The sequence below is a fragment of the Streptococcus sp. ST16 genome (assembly GCF_046098135.1).
Classification (GTDB): Bacteria; Bacillota; Bacilli; order Lactobacillales; family Streptococcaceae; genus Streptococcus.
This window is the reverse complement of record NZ_JBJUSE010000005.1, coordinates 70,768-82,257: the sequence shown is the minus strand read 5'-3', so window position 1 is coordinate 82,257 and position 11,490 is coordinate 70,768. Positions and strand designations below refer to the sequence as shown.

At 43.5% G+C, this 11,490-nt stretch carries 9 protein-coding genes; 4 read left to right on the top strand and 5 right to left on the bottom strand.

The window, feature by feature from the left end:
- Nucleotides 1–6: 6 nt before the first annotated feature.
- The gene (locus ACIY14_RS05100) at nucleotides 7–252 is read right to left on the bottom strand and encodes a YneF family protein (RefSeq protein ID WP_000364986.1); all 246 of its coding nucleotides are present in this window, start codon (nucleotides 250–252) and stop codon (nucleotides 7–9) included.
- A 323-nt stretch (nucleotides 253–575) separates the two neighbouring features.
- Here ACIY14_RS05100 and ACIY14_RS05095 point away from each other — a divergent pair, with 323 nt between their 5' ends.
- Complete coding sequence (locus ACIY14_RS05095; RefSeq protein ID WP_409001775.1) at nucleotides 576–5,579, top strand: SIALI-17 repeat-containing surface protein; 5,004 nt, start codon at nucleotides 576–578, stop codon at nucleotides 5,577–5,579.
- 69 nt (nucleotides 5,580–5,648) lie between these two features.
- Here ACIY14_RS05095 and mraY read toward each other — a convergent pair whose 3' ends face one another.
- The 4 genes from mraY to rsmH are packed head-to-tail and all read right to left on the bottom strand — an operon-like array spanning nucleotide 5,649 to nucleotide 10,168.
- Nucleotides 5,649–6,629, bottom strand: coding sequence for a phospho-N-acetylmuramoyl-pentapeptide-transferase (mraY, locus tag ACIY14_RS05090; protein WP_409001774.1), 981 nt, complete (start codon nucleotides 6,627–6,629; stop codon nucleotides 5,649–5,651).
- A gap of 1 nt (nucleotide 6,630) precedes the next feature.
- A complete protein-coding gene (gene pbp2X, locus ACIY14_RS05085; protein WP_409001773.1) occupies nucleotides 6,631–8,886 on the bottom strand; it encodes a penicillin-binding protein PBP2X in 2,256 nt (751 codons plus the stop codon).
- Between the two features lie 3 nt (nucleotides 8,887–8,889).
- Complete coding sequence (gene ftsL / locus ACIY14_RS05080; protein ID WP_195217259.1) at nucleotides 8,890–9,207, bottom strand: cell division protein FtsL; 318 nt, start codon at nucleotides 9,205–9,207, stop codon at nucleotides 8,890–8,892.
- A 10-nt stretch (nucleotides 9,208–9,217) separates the two neighbouring features.
- Entirely contained in the window at nucleotides 9,218–10,168 is a 951-nt protein-coding gene (gene rsmH, locus ACIY14_RS05075; protein WP_409001772.1) for a 16S rRNA (cytosine(1402)-N(4))-methyltransferase RsmH, read from the bottom strand.
- Nucleotides 10,169–10,333: 165 nt separating this feature from the next.
- Here rsmH and ACIY14_RS05070 point away from each other — a divergent pair, with 165 nt between their 5' ends.
- From ACIY14_RS05070 to ACIY14_RS05060, 3 genes are read left to right on the top strand one after another with little or no spacing between them, the layout of a single operon-like run.
- On the top strand, nucleotides 10,334–10,528 hold the full coding sequence (locus ACIY14_RS05070) for a helix-turn-helix transcriptional regulator (protein WP_001082471.1): 195 nt from the start codon (nucleotides 10,334–10,336) through the stop codon (nucleotides 10,526–10,528).
- A 15-nt stretch (nucleotides 10,529–10,543) separates the two neighbouring features.
- Entirely contained in the window at nucleotides 10,544–11,086 is a 543-nt protein-coding gene (locus ACIY14_RS05065) for a DUF3278 domain-containing protein (RefSeq protein WP_409001771.1), read from the top strand.
- Between the two features lie 10 nt (nucleotides 11,087–11,096).
- A complete protein-coding gene (locus ACIY14_RS05060) occupies nucleotides 11,097–11,438 on the top strand; it encodes a hypothetical protein (protein WP_409001770.1) in 342 nt (113 codons plus the stop codon).
- Nucleotides 11,439–11,490 lie beyond the last annotated feature (52 nt).

Here is an 11,490-nt window from a genome sequence, read left to right as displayed (position 1 = left end):
TCCTATTTATTTCTTTTTATTGTTAGCAAGAGCTGCTTTTTGTTGGCGGATGATTTGGTGGTAAACTTGTTGTACCTTGGCTTCGCTTGGCTTTTGACCATTTGCGCTCAAGAGAGCACGAACTGCCTCAGCGTTCAAACGTGGGTTGTCCGCAAATTCTTTTTCAATTTGCTTACGCACCAAGTACATACCTCCAAGAGCTCCTCCTAGAAAAGCTAGCACAATCAAGACAATTGCTAAAAGTAAGTCCATTCTTTTTCTCCTGTTTCTTTTTGAGTCTTCTATATTATACCATAAAGTGACTTTCCTGACTAGTTTGTTTTACGCTTTCAAGAGGGGGTTAAGCCAATTCTAAGCTAGTCTTACAATCAGATTGAACTATGAAATTACGAATAATTCCACCCTTTCCTCTCTTTCTTCTACTATTTTAAGAAAAAGCAATATCAAATATGTTTTTCACCAGAAACCTCTTGACAAATGCTAGATGACCAGTAGAATGGGAGGTAAATAGAAACAAAAATATAGGGATTTGTCTTACAAAATGTAAACGGTTCCAAATGCTAAAGGAGATTTCTATGGATAAAAGATTTTGGGAGAAATCCTGTCGCTATAGCATCCGCAAACTAACGGTTGGGACTGCTTCTGTTTTGCTGGGGGCTGTTTTTCTAGTCAACCACACTGTAGCTGCAGACAGTGTGGAGGTCAAGCAAACTGAAGCAACCTCTGTCGAAGCTAGCACTAAGCCAGATAGTGAACCCAAAACAGCTGAAGCTACTGAAACTACAAATTCGTCTCTAGCAGAGAGTCCAGTAGTTTCCGAAAGCAAGCCAGCTGAGGAGACTCAGAAGATAAATAGTCAAGCTAGTGAAGAAGCCATTGTAGAAGCTAAAGAAAATAAGGAACCTGAAAAAGCAGATCAGCCGGTGACAAAGCAAGAAAACTATCAACTCATCTACGATCAGCCAACAGCTCCTTCCTATGATGGATGGGAAAAACAGGCCCTCCCCGTTGGGAATGGAGAGATGGGAGCCAAGGTCTTCGGTCTAATTGGCGAAGAAAGAATCCAGTACAATGAAAAGACTCTCTGGTCAGGAGGTCCCCAATCCGATAGCACCGACTATAACGGAGGGAACTACAAGGACCGCTACAAGATCTTATCAGAGATTCGTAAAGCTCTCGAAGCAGGAAACCGCCAAAAAGCCAAACAACTAGCTGAACAAAATCTAGTTGGACCAAACAACGCCCAGTATGGACGTTACCTAGCCTTTGGAGATATCTTCATGGTCTTTAATAATCAGAAGAAAGGACTAGATACTGTAACTGATTATCATCGTCGTTTGGATATCACAGAGGCTACTACGACCACTTCTTACACCCAAGATGGGACGACCTTTAAACGCGAAACCTTCTCCAGCTATCCTGATGATGTCACCGTGACCCACTTGACCAAAAAAGGAAACAAGACACTTGATTTTACCCTTTGGAATAGCCTGACAGAAGACTTGCTTACTAATGGTGAATACTCCTGGGAATATTCTAACTATAAGAACGGACATGTTATTACAGATGAAAATGGAATTCTTCTAAAGGGGACTGTCAAAGATAACGGCCTCAAATTTGCATCCTATCTAGGAATTAAAACGGACGGAAAAGTTACTGTCCATGAGGATAGTTTAACGATCACAGGGGCCAGCTACGCTACTCTTTTACTCAGCGCCAAGACTAACTTTGCCCAGAATCCAAAAACCAACTATCGAAAAGATATCGACCTCGAAAAAACAGTTAAAAGGATTGTCGAAGCAGCTAAGGCCAAGGACTACGAAACACTTAAAAAGGACCATATCAAGGATTATCAAAGTCTCTTTAACCGCGTCAAACTAAACCTAGGTGGAAGCAAGACTGCTCAAACGACAAAAGATGCCCTTCAAATCTATAACCCTAGCAAAGGGCAAAAACTGGAAGAACTCTTCTTCCAATACGGACGTTATCTACTCATCAGTTCGTCTCGTGATCGGACAGATGCCCTTCCTGCCAACCTGCAGGGAGTCTGGAATGCCGTAGACAATCCACCTTGGAACGCTGACTACCACCTCAATGTCAATTTGCAAATGAACTATTGGCCAGCCTACATGAGCAACCTTGCTGAGACAGCCAAGCCAATGATCAATTACATTGACGACATGCGTTACTATGGCCGTATCGCAGCCAAGGAATACGCTGGTATCGAATCCAAAAACGGACAAGAAAATGGTTGGCTGGTCCACACCCAAGCAACTCCATTTGGCTGGACTACTCCTGGTTGGAATTACTATTGGGGTTGGTCTCCAGCAGCTAATGCCTGGATGATGCAGAATGTCTATGACTACTATAAATTCACCAAGGACGAAACTTATCTCAAAGAAAAGATTTATCCTATGCTCAAGGAAACCGCTAAGTTCTGGAACTCCTTCTTGCACTATGACAAGGCCAGCGACCGTTGGGTGTCTTCTCCATCCTACTCACCAGAACACGGTACCATCACCATCGGAAATACCTTTGACCAGTCGCTAGTTTGGCAGCTATTCCACGACTATATGGAAGTCGCCAATCATCTGAATGTCGACAAAGACTTAGTCACAGAGGTCAAGGCTAAATTTGACAAACTCAAACCCCTTCACATCAACAAAGAGGGCCGTATCAAGGAATGGTACGAAGAAGATAGTCTACAATTCACCAACGAAGGCATTGAAAACAACCACCGCCACGTTTCCCATCTAGTTGGTCTCTTCCCAGGTACGCTCTTTAGCAAGGACCAGGCTGAATACCTAGAGGCTGCGCGTGCTACCCTCAACCACCGTGGAGATGGTGGTACTGGTTGGTCTAAGGCTAATAAAATCAACCTCTGGGCTCGTCTACTGGACGGTAACCGTGCCCATCGCTTGCTCGCTGAACAGCTCAAATACTCAACCCTAGAAAACCTTTGGGATACCCACGCTCCTTTCCAAATCGACGGAAACTTTGGAGCAACTAGTGGGATGGCAGAAATGCTCCTGCAATCTCATACTGGCTATATTGCGCCATTGCCAGCCCTTCCAGATGCTTGGAAAGACGGTCAGGTTTCTGGCTTGGTTGCCCGTGGTAACTTTGAAGTCAGCATGAAGTGGAAAGATAAAAACCTTCAAAACTTGTCCTTCCTGTCAAATGTCGGTGGAGACTTGATTGTAGATTATCCAAATATCGAAGCCAGCCAAATCAAGGTCAATGGCAAAACAGTCAAGGCAACGATTCTTAAAAACAATCGCATCCAACTAGCAACGCAAAAAGGTGACGTCATTATCTTTGAACATTTCCCTGGTCGTGTAACCAGTCTGACAGCAGTTCGACAAAATGGCGTCACTGCCGAACTCACCTTCAACCAGGTAGAAGGCGCTACTCACTATGTCATCCAAAGACAAGTAAAAGACGAATCTGGCCAAACCTCTGCAACTAGAGAATTTGTAACCAATCAAACCCACTTTGTCGACCGCTCACTAGATCCTCAACTCGTCTATACCTATACCGTCAAGGCGATGCTGGGCGAAGTTTCCACACAAGTATCTGAACAGGCCACTGTCGAAACCTACAGCGAGTTGATGGACGACCGAGATAACCGTATCCAGTACGGAGCCGCCTTTGGAAACTGGGCAGACTCAGAATTATTTGGAGGAACAGAAAAATTTGCTGACCTTTCAAAAGGTGACTACACAGACGAAGATATCACTGCAACTATTCCTTTCACTGGTGTTGGCATCGAAATCTATGGACTAAAATCATCTGAACTAGGTCTTGCCACTGCCAAAATTGATGGAAAAGAGATCGGCGAGCTTGATTTCCACACTGCTGGGGCAACTGAAAAAGGTAGCCTCATCGGTCGCTTCACAGGATTATCAGACGGACCTCATACATTGACTCTTAGTGTTAAACGTGAGCATAAAGGACGTGGAAGTGAACACTCGAAAATTTCATTAGACTACTTCAAGGTCCTAGCAGGAGCAGGCAATACGATTGAAAAAATGGATGACCGTGATTCACGCATCCAGTATGGTTCCCAGTTTAAGGACTGGTCTGACCCTGAACTCTACGGTGGTACGGAAAAATACGCTGATATTAACAACAGCGACTCTAGTACAGCTTCAGAAGCTCAGGCAACCATTTCCTTTACAGGGACAGGCATTCGAATTTATGGCTTGAAGAGCCTTGCCCTTGGACGAGCACGTGTTACACTAGATGGCAAAGAAATGCCCAGTCTAGACTTCTACACTTCAGGTGCAACTGAAAAGAGAGCCTTTATCGGCGAATTTACAAATCTCACTGATGGTCCGCACACCCTAACATTACGTGTTGATCCAGATTCGCCAGAAGGTCGCAAGAAAATCTCTCTTGACTTCTTTGATATCATCAAAGCTCCAGCTGTTGGTTTAGATAGCCCTAGCATCGCGCCTCTTAAGGAAAATGACAAAACCATTTCCCTAAGCCTACCAGCTGGAGATTGGGAAGCTATCGCAGTGACCTTCCCAGGTGTCAAAGATCCTCTAGTCTTACGCAAAGTGGATGAAATGCATCTGGTTACAAGTGGAGATCAGACTATCCTATCAGTCCAAGACAATCAAGTTCAAATCCCAATCCCTGACGAAACCAATCGCAAAGCTGGAAATGCCATTGAAGCTTATACCATTCAAGGAACTACCACAAGTAGTCCTATTGTAGCCGTCTTTACTAAAAAGGAAGAGAAAAAGGTTGACGAGAGTCAGCCAACTACAAGCAAAGGGGACGAACCAGCTCCAACTGTTGAAATTCCGGAATATACTGATCCTATCGGAACGGCAGGGCAAGAGGAACCGCCTACAGTGACAATTCCGGAATACACTGAGCCTATCGGAACGGCAGGGCAAGAGGAAGCCCCTACTGTTGAAAAACCTGAGTACACTGACCCTATCGGAACTAGTGGGGATCAGGCTGCTCCAAACCTTACCCTTCCTGACTATCCAGTTCGAGTCTTAAAAGATAAGGAAACTGGAGTGGAAATTATTGGAGGAGTCAGTGACTTAGAAGGAATTTCTCACGTTTCCAGCCGACGTGTCTTAGCTCAAGAACTCTTTGGCAAGACCTATGATGCTTACGACCTACAACTTAAAAATCCAACAGATTATAGCTTGCAGCCAAAAGGCTCTGTCTTGGTTCGCTTGCCTATTTCAGCTAACGTAGAAAAGGTCTACTATATTACTCCGACCAAGGGGTTGCAAGCCCTTGATTTCAACGTTCGAGAAGGAAAGGCAGAATTCATCACTAGTCATTTCAGTACCTATGCTGTCGTCTATCGAGCTGCTGGAACAACCCCTAGTACAGATGAAAAACCAAGTGCTTCAGATGCAGAAACCTTGGCACACGAGGCTGAACAACTTTCAGCTAGTCCGAGTCTTGCTAAAGCTGGAAATCATTCTCCTAAAGAACAACTTCCAGTAACAGGGGAAGCATCCAACTCACTCCTCTTCTTGGCAGGCCTCAGCCTAGCTCTTACAGCCACTTTTATGTTAAATGGAAGAAAGGATAAATCCAACTAATTTTTAACATCACAAAAACAGGATGAAATTGTTCTTCATCCTGTTTTATTTTTTAATCAAAGGTTATTTTTACAGCAGGTATAAAAAGGCTAGGGTCAAGAGACTTGCTAGAAGCCCAACTCCCCAAAAGAAGAAGTCAACCTTCCACTCGCTCCAAGGATTGCCCTTACCTGAGAATCCTCCAAGTTCAAAATGGTGATGGACAGGCGTCATACGGAAAATACGCTTTCCACCACTAAATTTGAAGTAGGTAACCTGCATCATAACAGAGCTTGTCTCAAAGACATAGATAATCCCAATCAGCAAAAGGGTCCATTCTTGATGGAGAGCCATAGAAATAGCTGCCAGCATCCCACCAAGAGCCAAACTTCCCACATCTCCCATAAAAACCTTGGCAGGCTTGTGGTTAAAGACGAAGAAACCTAGCAAACCACCAATCATGGCAAGAATCACAAGAAGAATATCCAGTTGATTTTGCATATAAGCAATCACACCGTAGGCCGATAAGCTAATCACTACGGAAATACTTGCTAAACCGTCAATTCCGTCAGTCAGATTCACCGCATTTGAAAAGCCAACTAGCCAGAAAAGGGCAAAGAAAATATAGAAAATACCCAGATGTACTTGGTAGCCAAAGACTGAAAGCATGTCGCCACCGCGCTCATAAAAGAGGTAGAAGATCACTCCTCCAAGGAGCTGGAGAGCAAGTTTTTGCTTGGGATTCAATCCTTCGTTGATCTTACGGAAAATTTTGAGGAAATCATCCAAAAAACCTACCAAACCATACAAAACCAAGATAAACAAAATCATGCCTACATTGTTAGTCAATTGTTGGGTAAAGAGAGCGACAAGGAAACTCACTACTACTGCAACGATCAAGAAGACAAGACCTCCCATGGTTGGAGTCCCGGCTTTAGCTTGGTGTTGCTTGACATCCTCGTGCATCTGCTGTCCTGTAATCTGTGCTTTTCGATAAAATCGGATAAAGGCTGGAATACCTATCAAGGTCAATAGAAAGGATAGAACCCCAGCACTAATGGAACTAATCATGTTAATCTCCTAAAGTTATTTTCATTTTTTTAATGTCTTTGAGGGCTGTATTGGCACGGACACTTTGTTTCTTGACCGTTTTGCCACTACCTTCCCACTCGACTTCTATATTTAGCCATTTAGCAAATGTTTGCACATTTTCATCTGTCCAGCCATACATATCAGGCATTTCTTCGACCTTATCAGACAGGATCAAGATCTGCTGATTGGCTTCCAAATTATCTCCTTCAGAAACCGAGAGCTCCTTGATCTTGGTTCCTGTTCCGATAACGATTGGTTGGACAAGGTTACGACGCAATTCCTCTGCTAGGTCACCCGGAGTAAAGTCCTTGGTAGCTGGCATCGCATAGCTTGTCGTCTTGCTGACCTGATCTAAGCTCTTGGCAGTTGACTGAAGATTGAGGGATTCTTTCATGGCAGAAGCTCGCTCAAGGATCGGGTTGGCAAACTCTCCCAGCTGAACACCCGAATAATGCTCTGGCTGTTGCACCGTCACATAGAGGATAAAGTCAGGATTTTCTGCAGGATGCATCGACACAACTGAGAAGATATAGTTGGTTTCACCTGTAAGATAACCCCCATTCTTCTCATCGGCAATCTGAGCAGTCCCTGATTTCAGGGCGACATTCTGACCTGGAACATTGACATTTGGTTTTCCTGTGCTGTGGTTGTACATAGTACCGTAGACAGGATCTGTTCCGACCATGACCATGTGCTCCCGAGTAGAGGACGCTGCTGCTTTTGACACAGGATTTCCAACAATTTCCTTTTGAGACTTACGGACAGACTGGTCATTTGGATCATAGAGGGCACTGATAAATTTTGGCTCCAACATAACCCCATCATTGGCAATGGCTGTAAAGGCACGAAGCATCTGGGTCTGGGTGACAGAGATCCCTTGTCCAAATGCACTCATGGCAATATTGACAATGTTATCAGCAGGTAATTGACCTGTGTACTCATCTGTCAGACCAAAACGAGTCGGTACCCCAAATTTAAAGCGATTGAGATAGTCCAGCCAGGTTGCATCTCCCATCTTTTGCTCAAGCAAGGTCATCCCGATATTACTTGAGTGGGCAAAACCTTGAGAGAAGGTCATGGTGCCACCACTAGTCAATCCTTCATTGACGTCCCAGTCTCGAATGGTCGCATCTGCTATTTTCAATTCACTACTGTTAAAGTATTCCCCACCAGGGAAGGTATTGTTATCAATGGCTGAGGCTAACATTATCACCTTCATGGTTGACCCTGGCTCGTAGTTACTTTGATAAAGAATATCTCGCCAAACAAAGTCTTTCGTAATACCATCCTTGGTATCGGCATTGAAGGTTGGTCGTTGGGTTGTAGCAAGAATCTCCCCTGTTTTAGCGCTGACCAAGGTAGCCGTCATATACTTGCCTTTTACCTTTTCCTGGAAGGCATCCATCTGAGTTTCCATAAAGGATTGCAAGGGACTAGAAAGGGTTGTGTAAACATCCTTTCCATCTACTGTTTGTTGGGAAGCCTGCTCCGTACCTGGAACAATGTTTCCCAGACGATCCTTCTCATAGGTGATAATCCCATCTGTACCTGCCAGAATGCTATTTAAAGAACTCTCCAATCCAGATGTCCCAATCAAGCTCTTGGTTCCGTCCTCATTTTCATGGAGTTGCGCTAAACCGATAAAGGAAGAAGCGAACTGTCCATTGGGATAACTGCGATTAGGACTGGTTGTAAAGTCAATCCCCTCAACCCCAGCTGCTTTGAGGTCATTTTTAATAGCCATCATATTGGCATAGGTAATCCCATTTCCCTTGGTACCAAAGGATACCTGTTTCAGATCTGGTTGAGAAAGCTGTTCTTTGACATAAGACTCCTCCATATCTAGGTATTTATGGAAAATTTCAGCTACCTTATTAAATTGAGAATCCTCTACATAGAGAATTTTGCCTGTTGCTGACTTGTAGGTCTTGTCAATAATAGCATAGATATTATAAGATGTCGCATCTTCTGCAATAGGCGTACCATTACGATCGTAGATGGTCCCCCGCTTGGCTGGAATCGTCTTGGTTGTTTGGTGAACCTTTTTGGCTTCTTGAACCAAGTCCTTACCAAATTTTTTACCCGTTCCGATAATGACCGCAAAGTTGACCAAAAAGACAGCGAAGAGTATGACAGCCAATAAACTCAGGCTTTTCCCTACTCTTCTGCGGTTTTCTTCTGGAGATTTACGATTACGAACGGCATAACGGATGATTTTTTCTTTCCACTGTTTCATTTCTTACTCCGTTGCTCGGATATTTTCGTTATTCAGCTGCAAATCCTTAGAGTTTGCAATTTCTTTCAAACGTTCTGAACGAATCAATTCATTGACCTCTTGCTTGGCATCGTCGAGCTCTGTTTTCTTTTCTTCGATTTGAGCATTGACCTTGGTCAATTCATTCTGAACTTGTAATAGCTTGGTCTGCATAAACACAACGCTAACTGCCAGGATAATCATTGTTGCAGCAATCGAAACATAGAAGGCCTTCTCCACACGTGAAAAACCTTTAAACTTCGTTTGCAATAACTGGCTTGTTTTTTCGATTCTTTCTGCCATGTTTTTCCTCTTACTTATGAATTTTTCTGGCCACGCGCAACTTGGCTGAATGCGAACGATTGTTGGCTGCTAGCTCTTCGGCACTTGGCAAGATTGGCTTACGGGATACCAATTCCATCTTAGGCCTAAGATCATCTGGAATGAAGGGCAAGCCTTTTGGAACTTCCACTGTTGAAGCTTCTTTGAATAATTGCTTGGTCAAGCGGTCTTCCAGCGAATGGAAGGTAATGACCGAGATTCTACCATCCAGAGCCAGCATGTCCATGGCCTGCTGGATAGATTCATCTGCCGCACCCAGCTCATCATTGACTTCGATTCGGATAGCCTGGAAAATCTGCTTGGCAGGGTGTCCCTTTTTCTTGAGCTCCTTGGCAGGCTTGGCCGACTTGATAATCTCTGCCAACTCTGTCGTTGTCTCAATTGGTTTCACCTCACGAGCTTGCTCAATCTTGCGGGCAATCTGTTTAGAAAACTTATCCTCCCCATACTTGAAAAAGATCCGAACCAAGTCATGATAGTCATAATGATTGACCACCTCATAGGCCGTCAAACTAGCTTCCTGATTCATCCGCATATCCAGTGGCGCATCCTTTTTATAAGAAAAGCCACGCTCACGCTGATCCAGCTGAGGACTGGACACTCCCAAGTCATAACAAATTCCATCAATTTCCTGGACACCAGCCTCCTGCAAACGTGCCTGCAAATGACGGAAGTTATCCTTGATAAAGGTTACCATCCCTTTTTCGATATAGGGTGCCAACCGTTTTTGCGCATTGTCAATGGCATTCTGGTCCTGGTCAAAGGCATAGAGATGTCCTTTTTCGCTCAATTTACTTAATAAATATTCGCTATGGCCTGCTCCACCCAAAGTCGCATCAACGTAGATGCCGTCAGGTTTCACGTTAAGCATATCAATCGTTTCATGAAGCAAGACCGTTACATGATGAAATTCTTTTGTCATATCTTATCTATTTTACCACAAATCTGACCAGCTTGCACTTGTCAGATAAATAGGTCAAAAAAAGTAAGATTTCTTTAAGAAATATGTCAAATATGCTTGACATCTATTTCATAGAAGAATATAATATAGTCAAATATATGCGACACAAATCAGAAAGGAGACCAGATGAACCGTGTCAAAGAATTCCGCAAGGAACTAGGCATTTCCCAACTCGAGCTCGCCAAGGATATCGGTGTCTCGAGACAGACCATCAACATGATTGAAAATGACAAGTACAATCCAACCTTGGAACTCTGTCTCAATCTCGCCCGCAGCCTCCAAACTGACCTCAACAGTCTCTTTTGGGAGGATAATTTTTAAAAAAGGAGCAAACTTATGAAAAAAGAAACTCTCACTGAAAAACTCATCAAACGCATTTACGGAATTTCTGGCCCTCTTGACGAACACAAACGGCGCGAGGCCGATCGTATTGGCAATCAAGTCTTTATCATCCTCTTTTATCTGATGACATTCGGCAATCTCATCCCCTTTGTCCTTGCTTATAAATACCCACAAATTGTCGCTTTCGGATATCCTCTTGTGGTGTTTGGCATTTCGATGATGGCTGCTCTCTATGTGGTCTCCCAAACCAAGAAAACGGGTATCACAGCCATTGATCCCGAAATGCTGAACCAAAAAGAAAGTAAGCAGCTACATTTTCCTGGTCTAAAAGCGGGCTTGACCTACGGCATGGGCATGTTCTTTGGAATACCACTGCTGAATGCCCTAACCGATGACAGCAAAGATTATCTTAGTTCTCTTTTAAATACAGGACATTTTATATCAACGATTCTAGCTGCCTTCTTCTTCGGATTGACCATACAAATTATCGTCTCTCTTCGCATTCGAAAAGCCAAAAAAGATCAAGAAGACGACTAGGAGGTGCCTTATGAAATCACTAGTAAGACTACTAGTCAGTCATGTTTTTATCATTATTTTCATCACCGTCGCTCTTGTCTCAGGAGCTATATCTCATACCGTTTTAATACTCTTACTCCTCTTTCTCCCTGCCCTAAATAAAGGACCTGGATTTGAAAAAATCCAATCAAAACGGATACCTATCCTCAACGCCGCCCTCTTCTTCCTCCTCATATCCTTTCCACAGCTTTTAATCAACCCTATCCAATGGAAATTGCTAATATTCCTAGTCGTAACCATCATTTCGAGTTTGGTCTACTTCTATAACTTTTATCAAGTAGTGAAAGAAGTACATCAAAAACAGTTGATTTAGGAGATTACTCCCATAATTTCTCATTTTATAGACAAATAATCCCATCCAGCTC

Bases quoted from the DNA above. Each gene is read 5' to 3' on its own strand.
- ACIY14_RS05065 (WP_409001771.1), top strand. From the start codon at position 10,544: ATGAAAAAAGAAACTCTCACTGAAAAACTCATCAAACGCATTTACGGA.
- pbp2X (WP_409001773.1), bottom strand. From the start codon at position 8,886: ATGAAACAGTGGAAAGAAAAAATCATCCGTTATGCCGTTCGTAATCGT.
- rsmH (WP_409001772.1), bottom strand. From the start codon at position 10,168: ATGACAAAAGAATTTCATCATGTAACGGTCTTGCTTCATGAAACGATT.
- mraY (WP_409001774.1), bottom strand. From the start codon at position 6,629: ATGATTAGTTCCATTAGTGCTGGGGTTCTATCCTTTCTATTGACCTTG.
- ACIY14_RS05060 (WP_409001770.1), top strand. From the start codon at position 11,097: ATGAAATCACTAGTAAGACTACTAGTCAGTCATGTTTTTATCATTATT.
- ACIY14_RS05100 (WP_000364986.1), bottom strand. From the start codon at position 252: ATGGACTTACTTTTAGCAATTGTCTTGATTGTGCTAGCTTTTCTAGGA.
- ftsL (WP_195217259.1), bottom strand. From the start codon at position 9,207: ATGGCAGAAAGAATCGAAAAAACAAGCCAGTTATTGCAAACGAAGTTT.
- ACIY14_RS05070 (WP_001082471.1), top strand. From the start codon at position 10,334: ATGAACCGTGTCAAAGAATTCCGCAAGGAACTAGGCATTTCCCAACTC.
- ACIY14_RS05095 (WP_409001775.1), top strand. From the start codon at position 576: ATGGATAAAAGATTTTGGGAGAAATCCTGTCGCTATAGCATCCGCAAA.